We start from the raw sequence: 19,944 nt of genomic DNA on the forward strand, positions 1-19,944 counted from the left end.
GCGACAATCCGACGTGGGGCGGCCCAGACCGTCTCAGTCGTTCGAGACGTGGAACACCACCTTGTAGAGGCGGCCGTCGTACCCGATGCGTTCGCCGGTCGTCTCCTCCGGAAGCGCGCTCCCGAAGACGCGTTCGAGGAGCGCGCGGTAGTCGGCCGAGAGGTCGCCCGACTCGGCGTACTCGCCGGACGTAGCCCTCTCGAAGATGGTTCGCTGACTCCCCGAGAGGTTCGTCCCGTCTAGCCAGACGCCGACGACCTCCTCGCGGACGAACTCGCGGAACGCGGTCGTGGAGTTCGCCACCTTCGTCGCCGCGTAGGTGAACTCCATCTCGGTGAGTCGGCGGCGTTCGACGGAGAGCCGCACGACCGAATCGCCGTACTCGACGTACTCGTACTTCGGTTCCGGCAGGAGTTCGCTCACCTCGGGGTCGCGGTTACGGAGGACGTAGAAATCGCGCTCTCGCCCGGCCGCGTCGTCCGGGTCGCCGCGACTCGTCGCCTTCTTCGCAACTTGACTCACCGCGTGGTCGTCCGCCCGAGGATACGCCGACAACTCGACGGCCTTCCGCTCGGCCGCCTCGCTCTCGGCGACCGCACCGCGGAGTATCGGCCGCTCGTGCGTCCGCCGCCCGGTCTCCTCGACGGTGACGCGATAGAACCGACCGCCGTACTCGACCAGCGTCCCGTCGTCGAAGACCGTGTAGCCGTACGTCCGCGGGTTCCCGTCGAGCGTCGCCGAGAAGACGCTCAGTGCCTCGTCCGATAGCCCTCCGGCTTGCGTCGCGAAGGCTACTCGAATCCCATCGTCACCGATGGGGTGCGCCTCCAGCGCGTAGCTCGTACCGCGCGCCTCGGTTTCCGCCCGAGGTCGGGTACACCCGGCGAACCACGGGACCGCGGCACCGACGCCAGCGACGAACCGCCGTCTGTTCATGCGAAAGAACGTTCGGAGAAACGACGAATAATTTCGGGTTCGACTCGACTACATCTCGCGTTCGAGTTGGCGAAGTCGCTCGACCCGCTTCTCCGTGCTCGGGTGCGTGCTGAACACCTTGCCGATGAAGTCGCTCTTGATGGGGATGATGAAGAAGGCGTTCATCTCGGACTGCTCGCGGAAGTCGTCCTTCGGAACCTTCTCCATCCCGCTGTCGATGGTCATCAGCGCCGAGGCCAGCGCCGAGGGCTTGCCCGTGATGGTCGCGCCCCCGCGGTCGGCCGCGAACTCGCGGTAGCGCGAGAGCGCCCTGATGAGCAGGAAGCTGATTATCCAGACCACCAGCGACGCCGCGATAGCGACCCAGACCTGCGGTTGGCCCTTCTCGCGGTTCCCGCCGCCGAACCACCAGCCCCACCGGACGACGAGGAAGGCGATGGTCGAGAGGAACGACGCGATGGTCATCACCATCACGTCGCGGTTCTTGACGTGGGCGAGTTCGTGGGCCAGCACGCCCTCCAACTCGTCTTGGTCGAGCGTCTTCATCAGGCCGGTCGTCACCGCGACGGCGGAGTTCTTCTGGGAGCGCCCGGTGGCGAACGCGTTCGGGACTCTGCTGTCCACGACCGCCACCTTCGGTTTCGGCAGGTCGGCCTGCTGGGAGAGGCGGCCCAGCGTCCGATGGAGTTCGGGATACTCGTCCTCGCTGACCTGCTTCGCGCCCATGCTCCACAGCGCGAGTTTGTCGCTGAAGAAGAACTGGGCGATGGAGAAACTACCCAGTAGTGCGACCGCGAGGAAGATGTTGTTGAAGTACAACAACAGGCCGCCGACGAAGGCCACGTACAGCGCGAACAGCAGGAACATCGTGAGGGCCATCCGTCCCCGGAGTCCCCAGTCTGCTTTCCACTTCATGTGCGACCATAGGGTTTCACCCCGTTTAAACGTTCGTCGGCCGCCCGCGGTCGCTCCGCGCCGACACCGGCGGGCGGTTCGAGCGCCGCTAAATCTACTTGGTCCTCCCCGTGTCAGTTCTCGACGATGTCTCATCAGTCTCCGGACCCCGTCCGTCGCATCGGGGTCGCCACCGGACTCACCGTCCTCGGAGTCGTTCTCAGTGTTCTGTTGTCGATTCCGGCGCTCGCCGTCTCGCTGAACGCGCTCGCGCAGTTCGGCGTCGCGCTCGTCCTCTCGGAACTGGGGTTCGTCGCGGCCGCACTGCTGTTCCTCCGAGTCACCGACCGCGACATCGACTCGCTCCGCATTCGGGTTCCGACTCCGAGCGCGCTCGGGGTCGTCGTCGCGGGAACGGTCGCGCTCTTCGTCTATCGATTGGTCGCCATTCTGGCCGCGCAGGCCGTCGGTCTCCCGCTCGCGGGCAACTCCGTCACGCAACTCGCCGAACAGGGCGTCCTGAACACCCTGCTCCTGCTGGTCCCGCTGTCCGTCCTCGTCGTCGGCCCGGCCGAGGAACTCCTCTTTCGCGGGGTCATCCAGTCGTACCTCGACGGCGCGTTCTCGCGCGGGGCCGCCGTCGTCCTCGCCAGCGTCTTATTCGCGCTGGTCCACCTGCCGACGACGTGGGTCGCTACCCCTGACCTGCTCGCGGTCGGCGTGACGCTGACTATCCTGTTCGGTCTCTCGATTCTGCTCGGGTATCTCTACGTCTGGACCGACAATCTGGTCGTGCCCATTCTGGTTCACGGTCTCTACGACGCCCTGCTGTTCGGACTGGCGTACGTGGTGTTGTCGTCGGACGCGGTTTCGGAGGGCGGTTCGATGGTGGCCCTGAACGTTTAGGTCCGTCTGGTCCTACCTCTGTCCGTGTCGAAGCAAGTTATCGTCACTGGCGGTCTGGGACGCTCCGGTCGCTGGATAGCCGACCACCTCGCCGACGAGGGCTGGCAGGTCGTCTGCGTTGACCAGCACCACCCCGGGTGGGAGATAGACGCCCGCGAGAATCTGGACTTCCGGGCCGCGGACCTCACCGACCGCGGGCAGGCCCTCGACTTACTTGCCGACCTCGACCCCGACGCGGTGGTCCACTGGGCCGCGCTCCCCTCGCCGACGCGCCACGCCGGGGGTCGCGTCTTCGAGACGAACGTACTGGCGACGTACAACGTCCTCGTGGGCGCGGTCGGGCGGGCGCACGCGTCGCGTGGGCCTCCAGCGAGAGCGCTTACGGCTACGCCTTCGCCGAGGAGAAGCGCCCGCCGGACCGACTGCCAATCCGGGAGGCCCACGCCCTCCGGCCGGAGGACCCCTACGGCACCTCGAAGGTCGTCGGTGAGGAGGTCGGCAAGATGGTGGCGCGCCGGTTCGGCGTCTCCGTGGCCGCCATCCGACCGTCGTGGATACAGTACCCCGGCGAGTACGAGTGCGTGGACGCCCGCGAGGACCTCGCTGCGGGCGCGGGTAACTTCTGGTCCTACGTGGACGTGCGCGACGTGGCGACTATCGTGGCGGCGGCGCTGGAGGCGGACTTCTCCGGACACGAACCCTTCCACGCCGCCGCGGCGGACAACTACCTGACGACGCCCATCGAGGACGCGCTCCGGGAGTTCTTCGGCGAACTACCCGACGACTGCAACGTCTCGGGCGACGATGCGGCGCTCTCAGTGGGGAAAGCCGATGAAGTGCTGGACTGGGAACCGGACCACTCGTGGCGCGATGCGGCCGACGAGGCGGTCGAAGGGCCGGAGTTGGTGCGTCGGGAGTGAGTCCGGTCGCCCCCATCGTCGGCGTCGGCCGAACGCTCGTCCCACTCCCAACGCGGCATTACCTCGCGGTAGCGACGTGATTGGTTCCGCGTCGGTACCGTTACCGACGAATACCGAGTCGCCGGACAGTTCACTCCGGACCGCTCAGTGGCGGTTCCGATTTCGGCAACTCGGGCCGCGGTGGGTGAGTAACGACACCTGACGCTTCGTTTTCGACAGACTGAACCACGCTCGACCAGCGCGGTAGTCGTGAAAGCATGGGACGAATCGTACGGTCGGAGAGTATTCGCTTACCGAATGGGGGAACTTGGCGATTACGACCGCGTAACCTCGATGTGACGAAATGAGATATAATTATCCTCCCGAACGATGGTCGTGATTGAACTACCCCAGAGTGTGCCATGATATCATGGCACAAGATTGGGCGCCATCCACGACAGCATCCCGACGCACGGTCCTCGAACTCCTCGGCGCGGCGGTAGCGACGACAGGGAGCGTCGGCGCGGCGGCCGCGCGCGACCAGTCAGCGAGCGGTACGCTGGAGAAGGTCGGTCACTCGCTGCTCTCGAACGTCGAAGGGGGATACACCGAGGCCGCCATTCGAGACGACGGTCGGTTCGGTCTCACGGGGAGTTTCTTGGGGAGCGGGGGGAGTTACCTCGTCGACCTCGAAGACCCGAGCGACCCGACGGAAGTCCACCGACTCCCGTCGTCGCCGCTGGTCAGGAACGCCGACGTGAAGTTCGACAGTCGAGACGGACTCTACTACCGGTCGGAGGAACCGAACAGGGGCGACGTGACGGTGGACGGCGTCGCCGTTATCGACTACGGGTTCGCCGAAGGGTCCCCCGAAGAGCCGGTCTTCCTCTCGCAACTCAACGCCGGGCCGACGCACAACCTCTTCCCGCACCCGAACGCGCCGGTCGTGTACACAGTGAACGCCCATCACGGCGAGTTCGGCTTGGACGTCTTCGACGTCAGCGACCCCGCCAACCCGGAGAAAGTACGGGTGGCCGGACCGCCGGGCGAACTTCACGACGTCGTCGTCGACCCGGAGAACGAACACATGCACGCGGCGTACATCGGCGGGGAGACGCGAGGCTACGTCATCCTCGACGTGAGCGACCCACTGAAGCCCGCGGAAATCGGCCGGTTCAGCTACGAGAGGAAGCCGACGTACAGCGACGCGGGAATCGTCGGGTTCGAGAACTGCCACTTCGCGGACTACGACCCCGAGCGGGGAATCGGAATCGTGGGCGACGAGATGGCGTACGGCATCCCCGGCGGAAAGCACTTCTTCGACATCGGCTGGAAGGACGGGTCGCCGAGCGACCCGAGACACGTCGGGTTCACCCGGTCGCCAAACGCCGAAATGATGAACCCCGACCCCGACGAGGACGGCGAGGTCGAGGGATGGGAGTCCTACGACTGGACGACGCACAACCACGACGTGGTGCCGAGGGGCGACCGGTCGCTGCTCGTCAGCGGCGACTACCTCGAAGGGATGGTCCTCTACGACGTGACGGACCCGACGAACCCGACGCCCGTGGACCGGTACGCCACGGACGACATGGCCGACCAAGCCGAAGGGCCGATATTCGGCGTGGGGGGCGCGCCGTTCTGCTGGGGCGGTAACTACAACCGGGAGCGCGACCTCGTGTTCGCCAGCGACATGGTCACGGGCGTGTACACGTTCCGGGTCAACGCGTAGTCCCGCGCACCGACGACCGAACTCCGGCCCCGGCGGTTTTCCTGTCGGCGACCGACCACCCTCTATGAGTCGGCCCGACCGCGGAAGCGGTCTCCTCCTCGGCGCGGGGGCGTTCGGTTTCGGACTCGGCGCGCTCCTCGACGTGGTGGTCTTCCACCTGATTCTCCAGTGGCATCACCTGCTCTCGGACCGCATTCGGACGACGACTCTGGACGGTCTGCGGGCGAACATCTACTACGACGGCCTGTTCTCGCTGGCCATGGTCGGCGTGCTGCTGGTCGGCGCGGGCCTGCTGTGGCGGGCGCTGAATCGGTCGGCGGAGTCGCGCTCGGCGGTGCGAGCGTTCGGCGGTGTCCTCGTCGGTACCGGAGTGTTCAACGTCTTCGACGGAATCGTGGACCACTACGTGCTGAACATCCACGACGCGGTCCACGGGACGCAGGCGTTCAATCCCCACTGGGTCGGTGCGAGTCTGCTGCTCCTCGGGGCGGGTATTCTGGTCGTGACGAGGTAGCACCAGTCGTCGCTCTCTTCGTCCAGACCCCGAAATCGACATGCAGTCGGATTGGCAGGGGGACTCACTGCACGTCGGAGCGGGGAGTCCGGGTCGAAACGTACCCCTTCGCGGTGTTACGATTCGTGGAGACGTCTGTACAGTTCCGTCGGCAAGATTAGGACGCGAGGCGGTCCAGTTTCACCGCGGACGGGGAACATCGTCACGTTACCGACTTCGACTGCTCCGAGCACGTTCATCGTCGAGAGGTCGTAGCAGCGGTCCGAGTCGCCGACGCGATACATCTCACTCGTCACATCTACGGACCCCGAAAGTGGGACGAGTATCGAAAGGACGGCGTCGGCTACCTTGAGAAGTATCGGAACGAGAATCACCGCCGTTCCGAGGATGTGGTCCGGAACGTATGCAATCGAAGCTGCAGCGAACCACGCTCCCAGTACCACTGCCGCCGAGAGTCGGCCGATATCGATAGAATCGAATACACGCTTTCCATCGACTCCCATCACTGTGACGACCTGTCCAAGCGAACGTTTCCCGCCGAACATGTAGACTGTCAGCACGATACCGACGATACCGAGCGACGAAACGCCGGACAGCACGACGTACCGCCACGACTCGGAAACGAGGCGGTCTGACGACGGTGAGAGTAGGAGTAGTGGGACGTTCGAGAGGACGAACACGAGGAAGCCATACACTCCACCGAACTTTGCGTACGCGAACGCCCGAAGCGGTCGCCACGAATCGAAGTCGACTCGCCAACTGACGAGTCCCGGTCTCACGTTCTCGTTCGGTTCCATCGGTATCGCTGTCAGTCGAGACACACTCGACGAGGAGGGAGAATCTTGTGGTCGCTCGTGGAGTCGAGTTCTCAGACGAACGGTGGCGTCCACGATGTACTTGTCGATGCACTGAACGACAGTTCCGCAGTCCATGAAGTTCTAGAAGTCATCGCCACAGACGTGGGAGATACAGCTGAAACACGCCGCGTAATCTGCCCATCCGGCGAGTTCACCCGATTTACAAGCAAGTCTGCAGTAACTACAAGCGCTAGGGAACGCGAGGTCCGCAGCACACGCGCCGAAACTGACGAGACACTCTTCCTTGACGCCTTCGGGATGATAACCAGTACGGACTCGCCATCCGCTTCTTCAGACTTAAACCCTCGAAACCCCTACCTCCCTCCATGACTACCGAGGCCCGCGAGTTCTGTCCGAACTGCGGGGACCCCATCGAGAACGACCCCGCCGAGCGGACGCCCCTCCCCGACGCGACTGGCAAACGCGGCAGGGAACAGAAGCTCTGCGATTCGTGCTACTTCGACCGATTCGACCTCGTGGACGCGCCCGAGCGCATCGAGGTCCGCGTCTGCTCGCAGTGCGGTGCGGTCCACCGCGGCAACCGCTGGGTGGACGTTGACGCCCGCGACTACACCGACATCGCCATCGAGGAGGTCAGCGAGGCGCTGGGCGTCCACCTCGACGCCCACGACGTGTCGTGGCAGGTGGACCCCGAGCAGGTGGACCAGAACACGATTCGGATGCACTGTCACTTCTCGGGCATCGTCCGGGACACGTTCGTCGAGGAGGACGTGGTCGTCCCCGTGAAGATTTCGCGCCAGACCTGCGACCGGTGCGGGCGAATCGCCGGGGACTACTACGCCAGCATCGTGCAGGTCCGCGCGGTGGACCGCACCCCCACCGCCGAGGAGATAGAGCGCGCCGAGGAGATAGCCAACGAAATCGTCGCCGAGATGGAGGCGACGGGCGACCGGAACGCCTTCGTCACGGAGGTCAGCGAGACCGACGATGGCGTGAACCTCAAGGTCTCGACCAACAAGATAGGCATGAAGATATCCCAGAAGATAGTCGAGGAGTTCGGCGGTAGCTTCTCGGACTCCGAGACGCTCGTGACCGAGGACGAGGACGGCGAAGAGGTGTACCGCGTGACCTACGCCATCCGCCTCCCGCCGTACTCGCCCGGCGAAATCATCGACCCCGAGGACGGCGACGGTCCGGTCCTCGTCCGGAGCGTCCGCGGGAACCTGAAGGGGACGCGACTCACCACCGGCGAGGACTACGAGGCCCGCTTCGAGGACGGCGACGCGCCCGAGGCCCGGCGACTCGGCCGCATCGACGACGCCGAGGAGACGACGCTCGTCGCGGTCGAGGACGAGCGCGCGGTGCAGGTGCTAGACCCCGAGACGTACCGGACCAAGACCATCGCCCGCCCCGACTTCGTGGACGCCGACGCCGAGACGGTGCCGGTGCTGAAGAGTCGCGCTGGTCTCCACGTCGTGCCAGAACGAGACGAGGAGTAGGAGCGATGACGAGTCACCCCGACCTCGCCGCGGTCGTCCCCAAACCGGAGAGCGAGGCGACCATCGCGGCCTTGCAGGACGAAGGCGTCTACGACCCGACCCGGAAGGTCCGGGAGTTCGACGCAGAGACCGTCGCGCTTCCGGTGACCGACCCGCCACAGCAAACGTCGGTGCTGAAGGTGGTCGAACAGGTGGACCCCGAGCGCAGGCTGCCGGACCTCGACGCCCACCTCCGCGAGCGCGGGTGGTCCGAGGCGGAGATAGCGCGCGCCCCGGGGTCGTGGGCGGTCGTCGGCAGCGTCGTCCTCGTCACCTTCGGCGACGCCGACGACCCCGACGGAGCGGAGGGCATCGACCGCGAGGAAGTCGGCGAGGCCCTGCTGGACCTCCACGGCGAGGCCGACACGGTGCTGGCCCACCAGGGCGTCTCGGGCGAGCACCGCGAACCCTCCGTCTCGGTCGTGGCGGGCGCGGGCGACACCGAGACGGTCCACACCGAACACGGCACGCGGTACGCGCTGGACTTCGCCGAAGTGATGTTCTCGCCCGGCAACAAGGCCGAGCGCGCACGGATGGGCGAGGTAGTCGAACCCGGCGAACGCGTCTTCGACATGTTCGCCGGCATCGGCTACTTCACCCTGCCGATGGCCCGCGCCGGGGCCGACGTGACCGCGGCCGAGCGCAACCCCGCGGCGTTCCGGTTCCTCGTGGAGAACGCGATGCTCAACGACGTGTCCGACCGCGTCTCGGCGTTCCGCGCGGACTGCCGCGACGTGGCGGTGGACCCGCCCGCCGACCGCGTCGTGATGGGCTACTACGAGGCTTCCGAGCCACGCTCGGAAGACAGTCGGGCTTCGCCCGACGCTTCCTACGAATATCTCGACTCGGCGCTCGCGGCGCTGCGGCCCGGCGGCGTGGTCCACATGCACGAGGCGACGCCGGAGGACCTGCTCTGGGACCGGCCGGTCTCCCGACTCCGGGACGCCGCCGCGGACGCCGGGCGCGAGGTCGAGGTTCTCGACCGCCGCAAGGTCAAGAGCCACAGCGAGGGCGTCTGGCACGTCGTCGTGGACGCCCGCATCGACTGACGCCACTCGTCACTGGTCTTTCGCCCCTCGTCTCTCCCGCCCTCGGTTCAGTCCCTACGTTTAAGATTCGGCGTTCTCACGTCCGGGTATGCCCAAGTGTCCGTCCTGCGACGCCGACGTGGCGAACCCGAACTACCGCCAACAGATGGTCGAACCCAAGTCGAACCGAGACGGCGTCACCGTGACCGCGACCACCGGCCAGCGCTACTGGATGGTGTTGTGCCCGAACTGCGACGCCGTCCTCGGGATTCTGGAGGACGACTGAGCTATCGAACTCTCCTTCGTCACGAGGCGGAGTCGTCCGTGACCCAAACCGTTATTTCGGTCCCACCGCTTGCGTCCCGTATGGACGACGACACGCGACAGAAACTGATTTCGCTGTTCTTCGTGTTGCTGATGCTCAGTTCGGGCGTCGCCTACACGATTTCGATTATCTGAGCGGCGTTCGGCGCGGAACGCCGTCCAGTCCACCGCACCGACTCCCCGATAGCGTCGCCAGCGGGCAGCGCGGTGGCTTTCGGGGTTCCGGACGAGCGACAGACTGCCTTCGAGAAGGAAGCCGTCACGCCGCGCTGCGCTCGGTCACCCCGAATCGAACCCGGCCGTGAGCGCCATCGTCTCTAACGCTCGGCAGCCGATTTACCGTGGTATCTAACCGCAAGGATTTATTAGATACCGAATCCGACAACCAACCGTGAAATTCGAACTACTGCCAACCATCCTGCGTTCGTTCGAAAGCACGGTGGAGGGAACGGTGTGAGTCGGCGGCGCACCGCTGGCATGTTCGTCCTGCTCGGTTTCCTGTGGGGAAGTTCGTTCGTCACCATCGACCTCGGACTCCGCTTTTTCCCGCCAGTCCTGTTCGCCGCGCTCCGGTACTACATCGCCGGCGCGGCGGTCTTCGGCGTGGCGCTACTGACGACCGACTACTGGCGACCCCGAACGAGGAACGACGCGGCAGTCGTCGCCGTCGTCGGGAGTCTCATGATAGGGGGCCACCACGCGTTCCTCTATCTCGGACAGCAGTACGTGTCGGGACCGGTCGCCGCGGTCGTCATCAGCCTCGGTCCCGTCCTGACCGCGGTCTTCGCGGGCGTCCTCCTCGGCGACCGACTGACGCGACTCGGCGTCGCGGGGTTCGTCCTCGGTATCCTCGGCGTCTCGCTCGTCGCCCGACCGAACCCCGACCAGTTGCTCTCTTCGGACGTGACGGGTATCGCCATCGTCTTCGTGGCGTCCGTGTGTTTCGCGCTCGGTGCCGTGCTCACCCGTCCGTTCGACTCGGGGCTTCCCGCTCGGAGCGTCCAAGCGTGGGGGATGCTGGTCGGCGCGCCCCTGCTCCACGCCGTCAGCGTCGCCCGCGGCGAAACGTTCGCCGCCATCGAGTGGACGCCGGCGGCGACCGCCTCGCTCGCCTACCTCGCGCTGGTGGCCGGTGCCGCCGCCTTCCTCATTTACTTCGCGCTCTTGGACCGACTCGGGCCGACCGAGATAAACCTCATCGGCTACCTCGAACCCGTCGCGGCGACGCTCATCAGTTGGGTGGTGCTCGGCGAACTCGTCGACCCGCTGACCGCGGCGGGACTCGTCACCATCTTCGTCGGGTTCGCCTGCATCAAACGCCGCGCGCTGTCGGACCTCGCGGCGTCGGTTCCGTAACTACGAGATGGTCTCCATCGGGAGTGTGCGTCAACTTCGCCCCTCGCGGCCCTCTCAATCTCCTCAAAACTTCCTCTTCTGTCCTCACCGCACCCTCCTCACTCTACGTCCCACACGTCCGCCATCGGACTCTTGCGCCCGGTCGAGGTGTCGTCAGACGAATCGTCGCCCGACGACGGTCCTCCAGACGAACTACTGTCCGACGACCCGTCGCCGGAGGACTGCCCGGTCGCGGTCCGTCCGTCCGCGGAGCGGGACCCCGAACCGGACCCGCCGCGAGACCCCGCCCCGCGACTCCGACCGCCACGAGTAGTGGTCGCACCCGCCCCGGCCGCCGACTGACTGGCGCTCCGCGGGTCGAACTCCGGCAGGTCCGGGCGACTCATCCGCTCGACCTGTTCGGTGAACCACGGCGGCGTGTCGCTCTCCGCGCGGTCGAACACCTGCAGCAGACTCGAATCGGCGAGGTAGGTCGCGCCGTAGTCGTCGGGCGACCGGACCACCCGGCCGCAGGCCTGAATCACCGTCCGGAGCGCGGCCCGGTAGTACCACGCCCACTGGCCCTCTTCGAGTCGGTGGGCGACTCGGGAGTCGTTGGTGTTGAGGAACGGGGCCTTGCAGATGACCTGCCAGCGCGCCAGGTCGCCTTTGAGGTCGAGGGCCTCCTCCATCTTGACCGAGAGGAACACCTCTTCGCCGTCGCTGGCCTTCCACGACTCCAGTTCTGCGTCCCGGTTCTCCTTGCCGTGAGTCCGGACTCGGTCGCCGACGCCGAACTCGTCGAGGCGGTCGGCGAGGCGCTCCTGAATCGCGTAGGAGTGGGCGTGAATGATTCCCTTCTCACCGCGGTGTTCCTGCATCACCCGAACGACGGTCCGGGCTATCTTCGGCAGGGTGTCGTCACGGTGTTCGTAGGTCATCTTCCCCTGCGTCACGTCGTAGAGCGGTCGATTCTCGACGGGGAAGGTGTGGCCCACGTCCACCAGCGCGACGTTCGCGGGGTCGAGTCCGACCTGCCGACAGAACGCCTGCTTGTTCAGAATCGTGGCCGAGAGGAGCGCGAACCTGTTCCCGCGGTCCCAGACGGTGTGGTTCAGGTAGCGCTCGGGGTTCATCGGCTTGATGGTAATCGCGCCGCCCTCCCCGTCGGGTTGGTCCACGACCCACGTCGTCGCGCTTTGGGAGTCGCGGTAGTCCTCAACGAACCAGTCTAACTCGCCGATGAGTTCCTGCAGTCGGTCGCGCTCGGCGACCTCCTCCGGACTCAGTTCCTGTTCGGCTATCAGGTCGTCCTTCCGGCGCTCGCAGACGTTCTGGAGTCGGTCGGCGTACTCCACGGCCCGGTCCACCCCGGTCATCTCGGGCACCTTCAGGTCGTCCCAGATGGGGACCGTCCGGGGGTTGAGGTCGATGGCGGCGTACATCTCGGCCCACTCGGCGAGTCCGTGGGCCTCGTCGATGACCACGCAGTCGCGCTTCCGGAACACCTCCGACCCGGCGGTCCGCATGAAGTACGCCAGCGTCATCGCCGCTATCTCCCGACTGCTGGCGATGGCCCGGTCCGAGAAGTAGGGACACCGGTGCTTGACCGAGCAGTCGTACCCCTTCTCCCGGGCGCAGGGCGCGCGGTTGACCGGCGTGTTCGTCTCGCCCGGCAGGATGCACGAGTAGTTGCGCTTGCCCCGGATTATCTTCAAACCGTCCAGCAGGTCGTCCTCGGCCACGTCGTCCAACTGGGACACCTGCGGCGTGGTGTAGTAGGCCCCGGTCGCGTCGCTCGGCGCGGCCTCGTCCGGCGTCCGAGCGCACCCGGCGATGGCCCTCGCCAGCAGCGACTTTCCGCTCCCCGTGGGGGCGCGGACCAGCACCACGTCGTTCCCGTCGGCGAAGGCGTCCCTGATATCTCCGAGGGCGTCGCGCTGGTTACCGCGGTAGGAAGGGGCGGGGAACTCGTCGAAAATCCGCTCGGGGTTCACTGTCCGAAGTCACGGCAGTGCGATAGATAAAGGCTATTGATTCGGGCGATTCGCGGTCGGTCGGAAGGCGCAGGCGGTCCGATGCGGCGACCTTACGACTCCCCGAGCGCCGCCACGTCCTCGGCGGTCGGGTCGTCGGGCAACCTGTCGATGCAGTCGAAACAGAGGAAGTGTTCGGTCCCGTCGCTGTCGAACTCCAGCGTCATCCCGCCGGTCGCGTCGTGTTCGAGGGTCCAGAGGTTGGCGATACCGCCCGCGATTTTGACCTGTTCGCCGCACCCCTCGCAGGGTTCCGTCGCCATGACTGCACCCAGCGTCCCCAGCGTGAAAGCCCTGCCGACGAGGCGCTCGGACCGCCATTACCGTCGAGTCGTTTCGAGAGGATTCCGAATCGTATTTATCCTAGTTCGTGGTGAGCGTGTGTATCGAAGTCGGCCCCGGCCGACGTTGGAGAGAACCAATGCACGACACAGAACCTTCCGTAGCGACCGCAGTCGAACCCGGGAACCACTCGCCGAACGCCTCGCGGGCGTTCTACGACCCGGACGGCGACGCGACGCTCGTTCAGACCGTGCTGGACGCGCTGGCCGACGCCTCGGAACGCCCGAGCGACGAAGTGACCGTCTGCCTCTACGACGTCGTCGACCCCGACGCGCTGAACGACCTCTTCCGGCCGACGCGAAACGGACCGTCCCGCGACACCGGCCGCGTCTCGTTCTGCGTCGAGGAGTTCACGGTGGACGTTCACGCCGACGGGCGCGTCTTCGTCCGCCGGACGAACTGACTCTCGTCGGCCGAATCGACCTCCTCGGCCGAACTGATTCCGATTCGGCGCGACGTCGTCCCGGAGCCATCGCCTCGCGCTACACCTCGTCGTCGGGGTCGTGCCTGTCGGCCATCCGTGCGGCCTCGGCGGCGTACCGCTCGCGGCGCTCGGGGTCCTCGACCGATTCGAGGCGGTCGGCCGCCACCTCGACCGCGGCGGTCGTCGGTTCCACCAGCACCCGCTTGGTGCGGTTCCGCCGGAGGTACCGCCCGCCGTCCGTCGTCGCGTAGGTGATGACGATGTTGTGTTCGTCGCGTGCGTACGTGCGCTCGACCATCCAGACCCGGACGGTCTCCTCGTCGGCGTCGCCGACCGTCTGCTCTCGCTCCATGGCCGACGGTTCCCGTTGGGGGCGTTTAGTCCCGGTCCCGAACCTGTCGGGTGCGTTCTCCCCGATACCTTATGCTACTCGCCCGCATACTCTCTCGCGACAGCTATGGAGGTGAACTGCGAGGAGTGCGCCGGTTGTTGCATCGACTGGCGGGCCGTCTCGGCCGCGCCGAGCGACCACGAGCGTCGGGGGCCTCGCGTTCCCCTCGACGACACCTACAACCTCGTCCCGCTGACTCGCGGGGACGCCCGCGCCTTCCTCGACGCCGGACTGGCCGACGCGCTGACGCCGCGACTCTGGCGCGACGAGTCGGGCGTCGAAATCGACGGCGTGTCGGTGTCGGCCATCCACGGCAAACCCGCGTTCTTCCTCGGACTCCGGAAGTCACCCAAGCCCGTGGGTCCGTTCGGGACCGACCCGACGTGGCTCCCGACCTGCGTCTTCCTCGACCCGACGACGCTCCAGTGTCGGATTCACGGCGAGGACACCTATCCGGAGGAGTGCGCCGACTACCCCGGCCACAATCTGAAGTTGGAACACGAGACCGAGTGCGAACGCGTCGAAGCGGCCTTCGGCGGGAATCGTCTCGTGGACGACGACGTGCCCGCGGACCTTCCGGGGTTCCTGCTCGGCCCGCAGGCCGTCGGGCAGAAGGTGTTCGTCTTCCCGGACCCCGAGCGACTGGAGGGCGTCGTCGCCCGCGCGGCAGCGGGCGAACTCACCGACGAGGACCGCGCGCTGTTCGTCGCGGCCGCGGTGTCCGCCGCGCCCGGAACGACGACGGTGAACCGGGACCGATTCGAGTCGGCGCTCGCGACGGCCCGCGAAGCCGACTCGTGGGCGGGCCGGGCGATTGACGACTGGGAGGACCGCGCCGCCGAAACCGGAACCGCGGCCCCCGACCCCGCGCTGGCCGACCGAGTCGAACGCGGCGCTCCCGAGACCCCCGGTTGGGACGACTGAATAGCAAAACCATCGAGGCGCCCGCCAAGATTCCCGATACGGTCGGTCGGCGCGTCGCGCAGAATCAGAGACCCCTACTTGCCGGACTTTATCTCCTCGAACTTGTCGAGTAGCGCCTCGGCGGAGTCGCCCGAGTCGTACTCCACGGAGCCGTGATACGTCGTTCGGTCGTCGTCCTCGCTCACGTCGACGGTGTTGTTCTTGCGTTCCCGGCGTTCGTGTTCGTCTTCGTCATAGGCACCCATTGACATGGCAACCACACGCAAGGAGTAAGCCTCGGCAGGTAATGAATGTAACGGATATTCACATTCTTTTCGATTCTCGAAAACAGGTCACAATCAGCGGACGACGATTCGAGTCGATTCGGGCGAGTCGAAGCCCTCACGCCGACCTCTGACCGCCTCCGCCTCGGAGCGAGTCGCTCTCTCGAAACTGACCTCTCACTCGCCGCGTACTGACGAGTCGTCCGTCACGTCGCTCGGCTTCTACGTAGTACGGCGAGGGTGCGTTCGGGAGACGCGTCGGCGATAACGGTGACACAAGAGGTAAATTGCTCGCGTGACAAGATTCTCCCGTGGCTAGTCCGCTCCGCTTTCGCCGCTCCACGGAGCGGTGGACTGACGAGAAGGTCGAACGTGACCTGTACGCCCCCCTAGACGAGAAGTTCGGCGCGAAACTGGTGACGCCCCACTACGTCGGACCGTCGGGGTACGAGACCCGACGCATAGAGATGGGCAACGGCGACCTCGCGCTGTTCCTCTGGAACGACGACGAGGCGTTCTGGCTCGGCAACACCGAGACGCCCTCCACCCTCTGGCGCACCGAGAAGTACACCTTCGAAGAGATTCCCTACTCGGTCGCTCGGTGGGCACAGCGCGAACTGCTCGCCGACCTCCGGACCGAAGACCCGTGGCTGGCCGACTACGGCCACCTCTCGTGGTTCTTCCTCCCGGTCCTCTTCTCGAAGGACGGCAGGCACTCGACGCGGACGTTCTTCCGAGACCACGCCGCGGGCTTTCCGGACGCGACCAGCGACGACGCGCTCGCGTTCTACGAGGCGTTCCTCCGGACGGGCGCGCTCGACGAGTATCGCTACGAGATGGCGTCGAAACTCGGCACCAGTCCGCAGGTCGACCCCGTGCGGATGGCGTCGGCGATGAGCGAGTTCACCGCCGCGAAGGTCCTCACCGACGCCGGGTACGACGTGACGCCCGAAATCGAGGTGACGACCGGCCACTCGCTCGACTTCCGGGCGGAACCGCCGGGCGGCGGCGAGTCCCCGCTGGTCGAAGTCACGCGGCCTCGGCCCCCGACGCGACGCCACGCGGACACGCCGGTCGCCGCGGTGCGCGAGACGGCCGAGACCAAGACCTCCGGCCAACTCCAGAAGCACGGCGGCGGCGCGGTGCTGTTCGTGGACTGCTCGGGGTTCCGCGAGGACGAGTGGGCCGCCGTCAAGGGCGAGAAACCGGAAGTGCGTCACCGGCCCGCGGTCGTCCTCCGCGCGCGCCCCTCCGGCACAGTCGAGGCCTACCGCAAGGGGTCGCTGCCGCTGGACCTCGACGGTGCCGTCGAGTGGGTGTGAGTCGGTCAGTCCTCCGTACGCCGAAGGTTTCGGCGAATCTGTTCTCGCGCGTCAGTCTGGGAGGGGTGGCCACGTCGTCGCCACCGTCTCTTGAACGAGTCGGGTCTGAGCGCGGCGCAGCCGCTCGGACGCCGAGGACGCGGAGATGTCCAGTTCCGCGGCGACGGCCTGTAGGGAGGCCCGCCGCGGAATCTCGAAGTACCCCAATTCGTAGGCCGTGCGGAGCGCCTCGTGCTGGCGGTCTGTCAACCCGTCCCCCGGCGGTTCGGGTTCGCCATCGCGAGTGAGACGGTGCAGTCGGAACCCGCTGTTGCGCCGCCAGAAGGACGAGAACTCGTCGAACGCCGCTCGGTCGGCGAACCACCCCGTCTGTCGCCACCCGTCGGTTTCGACCTCGATACGCTCGATGATGGCGTCGGCCGTGGCGAGCGCTTCGAGGTCCGCGAGGTCGTCGAGACGGTCGCCGAGTTGCTCCTCTAGGCTGAGTGCCGGGACTACCTGATACCGACGGGTGTCTCCAGCCTGTCCGATGCGGGTCCACTCTCCGACGTCGAACGCGTCGTCGAGGCCGTTCTCGACGGTGGTCGAGGAACCCCCGGTCGCGGTGACGAGGAACAACGGCCGAGGACCGTGGTTGAACTGCAGTTCGAGGGTCAACGACGCCTCCGGTGCCGCCGCCGCGACCTCGACGAGCGGGAGAGCGTCGCACGGGATTCCGAACTCGGCGAGGAGTGCCATACGTCGTCGTTCCCGCCGATGCCTTTGGGAGTATCGAAAGGCGCTCGTCCCGGTCGCCGCCGGTTCAGTGCCCACCTCATTTAAATGGCCGCACGGCTGAGAGAACGGTTTAGCCCGGTCGCTCCCGAACGAACGGAGACATGCAGACGACACGTTCCGCAGACGGCACAGAGGTAGTCTACGAACGACACGGCGACGGTCGGCCCCTCCTGTTACTCCACGGGGGAATGGCTCCACGGGAGTACTGGAACCCGGTCGTTCCCCACTTCGACGAGTACGCCGCCGTCGTCCCCCAGCGACCGGGGTTCGGGACCTGCCTCGACGACCGGGCCGAGACGAGCGCAGACGAGGTACTGGAGCGCGAGGTCGAGTACGTGCAGGCACTCGTCGACGACCTCGACGGCGTTCCGGTTCTGTTCGGCCACTCCTTCGGCGCGCTCACCGCGGTCGAAGCCGCGGCGGACGCGGGGGTGGAAGCGGTCGTCGCCTACGAACCCGCGGTCCTCCCCGAGAGCTACCGGGGACAGGCCGACCTCGCCGAACGCATGGCGGCGCTCGTCGAGGCGGGCGAACCTCGCGAGGCGGTGAAACGGTACGTCGAGCAGGTCCTCCATCCGGATGGCATCGACGACCTCGACGCGTGGTTGGCGGAGTGGCCGGTCTGGCCGGACTGCGTCGGTCTCGTCGAGGAAGTCGTCCGGATGAACCGTGCGGTCGAACGGTACGAACTTCCGGACCGCCTCGGCGTCGATGCACCTGCACTCGTACTATCTGGCACCCGCGGTCCCGACTTCCTGCGCGAAAGCGCTCGTGCGGTACACGAAGCGCTTCCACGCAGTCGCCTCGTCGAGTTCGATGGTATCAGTCACAGCGGTCCCGCGGAAGCGCCGGAACCGATATCGGCAGAAGTCCGTTCGTTCCTCCGTGCGTAGTCGGTTGCATCGTGCGCCGCGTTCGACGGAGGCGATTCCGACGCGTACACGTCGAGCGAACGTCGGCTTTCCGGGGCACTCGTAAGAGTCGTCCCGAGAGTGAGAGGTTCGACCGCCGACCCCGGTTCAGAAACTGACCTGACCGGGACCCATCGTCCCGAGCGTCGTCGGGTCGCGGTCGCTGTACCCTTTTCGACCGATGGCTCCGCTGCTGACCGCCGAGTAGAGCAACTCCTCGGCCTCGACGGAACTGCTGAACGTCTCGGCTTCGACCCGGCGGAGTACTTCACCGAGCGTCTCGGTCCCGTTCGGGTGGTCGAGTTCGTAGTCGCCGTAGGAGTCGGCCAGTTGGTTCGTCGTCGCAGGGTAGTCGTGTTGACGGATGAGTTCCGTCGCCTGCTTCAGTGACATCGACAGCTTCTACATCAAAGTTAATTATAAACCTTCCTGCGGTAGGACATTGGAGAATATAAGGTATCTAAGGGCGGCGATTCCCGGCGTCGTCTCCCGTTTCGATAGCGAAGCGTTTTCGGAGACCCGCCACGTTCTCGGGGTATGAGCGTCTTCGCGGACCTCCACGTCCACACGACCAACTCCGACGGCGAGATGCGCCTGTCGGAGGTCCCCGAGGCCGCCCGCGACGCGGGCGTCTCCGTCGTGGCCGTCACCGACCACGACCGCCTCCACCCCGAACTCCCGACGCCGGTCACCGCCTTCGAGGGCGTGACGGTGGTCCACGGCATCGAGTTACGGGTCGAACCCGCCGCGGGCGAGCGCGTGGACCTGCTTGGCTACGGCGTGACGCCGACGCCGGACCTCGTAGACGAACTCGACCGGATTCAGGCCGACCGAAAGGAGCGGGGTCAGCGGATAATCGAGAACGTCGAGGACCGACTCGGCATCGACCTCGGTCTCGACGCGCGCGAAGGTCTCGGCAGGCCCCACGTCGCCCGCGCGGTCGCCGACCACCCCGAGAGCGGATACGACACCGTCGGCGACGTGTTCGACGACCTCATCGGCGACGGGGGTCCCTGCTACGTCGCCCGCGACGTGACCTCGTTCGAGCGCGGCGTCGAACTCCTCTCGGACGCCTGCGGTCTCGTCGGACTCGCCCACCCGCACCGTTACGGCGACCCCGAGGCGGCGTTGGAGTTGACGCGAGACCTCGACGCCGTGGAACGATACTACCCCTACGACGAGGAGGTGGACCCTCGGCCCGTCGAACGCGCCATCGCCGACCACGATTTGATTCCGACGGGCGGGAGCGACGCCCACGACGACACGCTGGGCCGCGCGGGCCTGTCGAAACCCGAGTACCGCCACTTCCGGTCGTCGGTGAGTCTGTAACCCGGTCGCGGCGAACGCTATTTTCGTCTTCTCGACGCTCTCTCGCCTATCGGACAGGTCCGACGGCCCGAACGCAGGGGTTAACTTCCGGCAGTCGCTACTTCGTGATATGCGGTGTCACTACTGCGACCGCGACGCGTCGTTCGCCCCCGAACTGAACGGCGTCCGGGTCGGTCTCTGCGAGACACACTTCCGCGAGCAGTTCGAGACCCTCGCGGAGACCGAGGCGCTGGCCTACCTCCGGCAGGAACTCGACGTGGACCGAGCGGAGTAAGGAATAAGACGAAGCCCTTCTCTGTTA

Annotated in this window: 22 protein-coding genes and 1 pseudogene; 14 read left to right on the forward strand and 9 right to left on the reverse strand. The window is 66.3% G+C overall.

All coding sequences use genetic code 11. The features are described from left to right. Positions 1–33: 33 nt before the first annotated feature. A complete protein-coding gene (locus FXF75_RS00625) occupies positions 34–936 on the reverse strand; it encodes a hypothetical protein (RefSeq protein ID WP_163519646.1) in 903 nt (300 codons plus the stop codon). Positions 937–984: 48 nt separating this feature from the next. Next, entirely contained in the window at positions 985–1,851 is an 867-nt protein-coding gene (gene htpX / locus FXF75_RS00630; protein WP_163519647.1) for a zinc metalloprotease HtpX, read from the reverse strand. A gap of 126 nt (positions 1,852–1,977) precedes the next feature. Between htpX and FXF75_RS00635 the strand changes: the two genes are divergently transcribed. The 4 genes and pseudogenes from FXF75_RS00635 to FXF75_RS00650 all read left to right on the forward strand — a co-directional run bounded on the left by FXF75_RS00635 (position 1,978) and on the right by FXF75_RS00650 (position 5,881). Beyond that, a complete protein-coding gene (locus FXF75_RS00635) occupies positions 1,978–2,736 on the forward strand; it encodes a CPBP family intramembrane glutamic endopeptidase (protein WP_163519648.1) in 759 nt (252 codons plus the stop codon). A 24-nt stretch (positions 2,737–2,760) separates the two neighbouring features. Further along, positions 2,761–3,656, forward strand: a pseudogene (locus tag FXF75_RS00640) (NAD-dependent epimerase/dehydratase family protein). 409 nt (positions 3,657–4,065) lie between these two features. Beyond that, complete coding sequence (locus FXF75_RS00645) at positions 4,066–5,367, forward strand: LVIVD repeat-containing protein (protein ID WP_163519649.1); 1,302 nt, start codon at positions 4,066–4,068, stop codon at positions 5,365–5,367. 64 nt (positions 5,368–5,431) lie between these two features. Beyond that, a complete protein-coding gene (locus FXF75_RS00650) occupies positions 5,432–5,881 on the forward strand; it encodes a DUF2243 domain-containing protein (RefSeq protein WP_163519650.1) in 450 nt (149 codons plus the stop codon). A 116-nt stretch (positions 5,882–5,997) separates the two neighbouring features. On the opposite strand, the gene FXF75_RS00655 is transcribed toward FXF75_RS00650, so the two are convergent. Further along, on the reverse strand, positions 5,998–6,678 hold the full coding sequence (locus FXF75_RS00655; RefSeq protein ID WP_163519651.1) for a hypothetical protein: 681 nt from the start codon (positions 6,676–6,678) through the stop codon (positions 5,998–6,000). Positions 6,679–7,064: 386 nt separating this feature from the next. Here FXF75_RS00655 and FXF75_RS00660 point away from each other — a divergent pair, with 386 nt between their 5' ends. The 4 genes from FXF75_RS00660 (at position 7,065) to FXF75_RS00675 (ending at position 10,945) form a co-directional block, all read left to right on the forward strand. Next, positions 7,065–8,198 carry a 60S ribosomal export protein NMD3 gene (locus FXF75_RS00660; RefSeq protein WP_163519652.1) on the forward strand — a complete coding sequence of 378 codons (1,134 nt, stop codon included), beginning with the start codon at positions 7,065–7,067 and terminating at the stop codon, positions 8,196–8,198. A gap of 5 nt (positions 8,199–8,203) precedes the next feature. Further along, the gene (locus tag FXF75_RS00665; RefSeq protein ID WP_163519653.1) at positions 8,204–9,286 is read left to right on the forward strand and encodes a class I SAM-dependent methyltransferase family protein; all 1,083 of its coding nucleotides are present in this window, start codon (positions 8,204–8,206) and stop codon (positions 9,284–9,286) included. Between the two features lie 88 nt (positions 9,287–9,374). Next, positions 9,375–9,551, forward strand: a complete 177-nt coding sequence (locus FXF75_RS00670) for a hypothetical protein (protein WP_163519654.1) — start codon at positions 9,375–9,377, stop codon at positions 9,549–9,551. Between the two features lie 515 nt (positions 9,552–10,066). After that, entirely contained in the window at positions 10,067–10,945 is an 879-nt protein-coding gene (locus FXF75_RS00675; protein ID WP_205427250.1) for a DMT family transporter, read from the forward strand. 98 nt (positions 10,946–11,043) lie between these two features. Here FXF75_RS00675 and FXF75_RS00680 read toward each other — a convergent pair whose 3' ends face one another. Both FXF75_RS00680 and FXF75_RS00685 read right to left on the reverse strand, forming a co-directional pair. Continuing rightward, positions 11,044–12,921 (reverse strand): helicase C-terminal domain-containing protein, encoded by a 1,878-nt coding sequence (locus FXF75_RS00680; protein ID WP_163519656.1) that lies wholly within the window; start codon positions 12,919–12,921, stop codon positions 11,044–11,046. Positions 12,922–13,013: 92 nt separating this feature from the next. Then, positions 13,014–13,223, reverse strand: a complete 210-nt coding sequence (locus tag FXF75_RS00685) for a hypothetical protein (protein ID WP_163519657.1) — start codon at positions 13,221–13,223, stop codon at positions 13,014–13,016. 158 nt (positions 13,224–13,381) lie between these two features. Between FXF75_RS00685 and FXF75_RS00690 the strand changes: the two genes are divergently transcribed. Then, positions 13,382–13,705, forward strand: a complete 324-nt coding sequence (locus FXF75_RS00690) for a HalOD1 output domain-containing protein (RefSeq protein WP_163519658.1) — start codon at positions 13,382–13,384, stop codon at positions 13,703–13,705. Between the two features lie 79 nt (positions 13,706–13,784). Here the strand turns inward: FXF75_RS00690 and FXF75_RS00695 are convergent, their stop codons facing one another. Then, positions 13,785–14,078, reverse strand: coding sequence for a hypothetical protein (locus tag FXF75_RS00695; RefSeq protein ID WP_163519659.1), 294 nt, complete (start codon positions 14,076–14,078; stop codon positions 13,785–13,787). Positions 14,079–14,183: 105 nt separating this feature from the next. Here FXF75_RS00695 and FXF75_RS00700 point away from each other — a divergent pair, with 105 nt between their 5' ends. Next, the gene (locus FXF75_RS00700; protein WP_163519660.1) at positions 14,184–15,041 is read left to right on the forward strand and encodes a YkgJ family cysteine cluster protein; all 858 of its coding nucleotides are present in this window, start codon (positions 14,184–14,186) and stop codon (positions 15,039–15,041) included. A 74-nt stretch (positions 15,042–15,115) separates the two neighbouring features. Here the strand turns inward: FXF75_RS00700 and FXF75_RS00705 are convergent, their stop codons facing one another. Continuing rightward, complete coding sequence (locus FXF75_RS00705; protein WP_165881765.1) at positions 15,116–15,292, reverse strand: DUF5786 family protein; 177 nt, start codon at positions 15,290–15,292, stop codon at positions 15,116–15,118. A gap of 323 nt (positions 15,293–15,615) precedes the next feature. Here FXF75_RS00705 and FXF75_RS00710 point away from each other — a divergent pair, with 323 nt between their 5' ends. Continuing rightward, on the forward strand, positions 15,616–16,626 hold the full coding sequence (locus FXF75_RS00710) for a DUF5784 family protein (protein WP_163519661.1): 1,011 nt from the start codon (positions 15,616–15,618) through the stop codon (positions 16,624–16,626). A gap of 51 nt (positions 16,627–16,677) precedes the next feature. Here the strand turns inward: FXF75_RS00710 and FXF75_RS00715 are convergent, their stop codons facing one another. Then, a complete protein-coding gene (locus FXF75_RS00715) occupies positions 16,678–17,364 on the reverse strand; it encodes a helix-turn-helix domain-containing protein (protein WP_163519662.1) in 687 nt (228 codons plus the stop codon). 140 nt (positions 17,365–17,504) lie between these two features. Between FXF75_RS00715 and FXF75_RS00720 the strand changes: the two genes are divergently transcribed. Then, positions 17,505–18,296 carry an alpha/beta fold hydrolase gene (locus FXF75_RS00720; protein ID WP_163519663.1) on the forward strand — a complete coding sequence of 264 codons (792 nt, stop codon included), beginning with the start codon at positions 17,505–17,507 and terminating at the stop codon, positions 18,294–18,296. A 126-nt stretch (positions 18,297–18,422) separates the two neighbouring features. On the opposite strand, the gene FXF75_RS00725 is transcribed toward FXF75_RS00720, so the two are convergent. Further along, positions 18,423–18,707: a DUF2795 domain-containing protein gene (locus FXF75_RS00725; RefSeq protein ID WP_163519664.1), complete on the reverse strand. Its 285-nt coding sequence runs from the start codon at positions 18,705–18,707 to the stop codon at positions 18,423–18,425. Between the two features lie 144 nt (positions 18,708–18,851). On the opposite strand from FXF75_RS00725, the gene FXF75_RS00730 reads away from it, so the two are divergent. Continuing rightward, positions 18,852–19,643, forward strand: a complete 792-nt coding sequence (locus tag FXF75_RS00730; RefSeq protein WP_163519665.1) for a PHP domain-containing protein — start codon at positions 18,852–18,854, stop codon at positions 19,641–19,643. A gap of 109 nt (positions 19,644–19,752) precedes the next feature. Then, positions 19,753–19,917 carry a DUF6757 family protein gene (locus tag FXF75_RS21925; RefSeq protein WP_205427110.1) on the forward strand — a complete coding sequence of 55 codons (165 nt, stop codon included), beginning with the start codon at positions 19,753–19,755 and terminating at the stop codon, positions 19,915–19,917. Positions 19,918–19,944 lie beyond the last annotated feature (27 nt).

The organism is Halorussus sp. MSC15.2, assembly GCF_010747475.1.
Taxonomy (GTDB): domain Archaea; phylum Halobacteriota; class Halobacteria; order Halobacteriales; family Haladaptataceae; genus Halorussus.

Bases quoted from the DNA above. Each gene is read 5' to 3' on its own strand.
- FXF75_RS00625 (WP_163519646.1), bottom strand. From the start codon at position 936: ATGAACAGACGGCGGTTCGTCGCTGGCGTCGGTGCCGCGGTCCCGTGG.
- htpX (WP_163519647.1), bottom strand. From the start codon at position 1,851: ATGAAGTGGAAAGCAGACTGGGGACTCCGGGGACGGATGGCCCTCACG.
- FXF75_RS00635 (WP_163519648.1), top strand. From the start codon at position 1,978: ATGTCTCATCAGTCTCCGGACCCCGTCCGTCGCATCGGGGTCGCCACC.
- FXF75_RS00645 (WP_163519649.1), top strand. From the start codon at position 4,066: ATGGCACAAGATTGGGCGCCATCCACGACAGCATCCCGACGCACGGTC.
- FXF75_RS00650 (WP_163519650.1), top strand. From the start codon at position 5,432: ATGAGTCGGCCCGACCGCGGAAGCGGTCTCCTCCTCGGCGCGGGGGCG.
- FXF75_RS00655 (WP_163519651.1), bottom strand. From the start codon at position 6,678: ATGGAACCGAACGAGAACGTGAGACCGGGACTCGTCAGTTGGCGAGTC.
- FXF75_RS00660 (WP_163519652.1), top strand. From the start codon at position 7,065: ATGACTACCGAGGCCCGCGAGTTCTGTCCGAACTGCGGGGACCCCATC.
- FXF75_RS00665 (WP_163519653.1), top strand. From the start codon at position 8,204: ATGACGAGTCACCCCGACCTCGCCGCGGTCGTCCCCAAACCGGAGAGC.
- FXF75_RS00670 (WP_163519654.1), top strand. From the start codon at position 9,375: ATGCCCAAGTGTCCGTCCTGCGACGCCGACGTGGCGAACCCGAACTAC.
- FXF75_RS00675 (WP_205427250.1), top strand. From the start codon at position 10,067: ATGTTCGTCCTGCTCGGTTTCCTGTGGGGAAGTTCGTTCGTCACCATC.
- FXF75_RS00685 (WP_163519657.1), bottom strand. From the start codon at position 13,223: ATGGCGACGGAACCCTGCGAGGGGTGCGGCGAACAGGTCAAAATCGCG.
- FXF75_RS00690 (WP_163519658.1), top strand. From the start codon at position 13,382: ATGCACGACACAGAACCTTCCGTAGCGACCGCAGTCGAACCCGGGAAC.
- FXF75_RS00695 (WP_163519659.1), bottom strand. From the start codon at position 14,078: ATGGAGCGAGAGCAGACGGTCGGCGACGCCGACGAGGAGACCGTCCGG.
- FXF75_RS00700 (WP_163519660.1), top strand. From the start codon at position 14,184: ATGGAGGTGAACTGCGAGGAGTGCGCCGGTTGTTGCATCGACTGGCGG.
- FXF75_RS00705 (WP_165881765.1), bottom strand. From the start codon at position 15,292: ATGTCAATGGGTGCCTATGACGAAGACGAACACGAACGCCGGGAACGC.
- FXF75_RS00715 (WP_163519662.1), bottom strand. From the start codon at position 17,364: ATGGCACTCCTCGCCGAGTTCGGAATCCCGTGCGACGCTCTCCCGCTC.
- FXF75_RS00720 (WP_163519663.1), top strand. From the start codon at position 17,505: ATGCAGACGACACGTTCCGCAGACGGCACAGAGGTAGTCTACGAACGA.
- FXF75_RS00725 (WP_163519664.1), bottom strand. From the start codon at position 18,707: ATGTCACTGAAGCAGGCGACGGAACTCATCCGTCAACACGACTACCCT.
- FXF75_RS00730 (WP_163519665.1), top strand. From the start codon at position 18,852: ATGAGCGTCTTCGCGGACCTCCACGTCCACACGACCAACTCCGACGGC.
- FXF75_RS21925 (WP_205427110.1), top strand. From the start codon at position 19,753: ATGCGGTGTCACTACTGCGACCGCGACGCGTCGTTCGCCCCCGAACTG.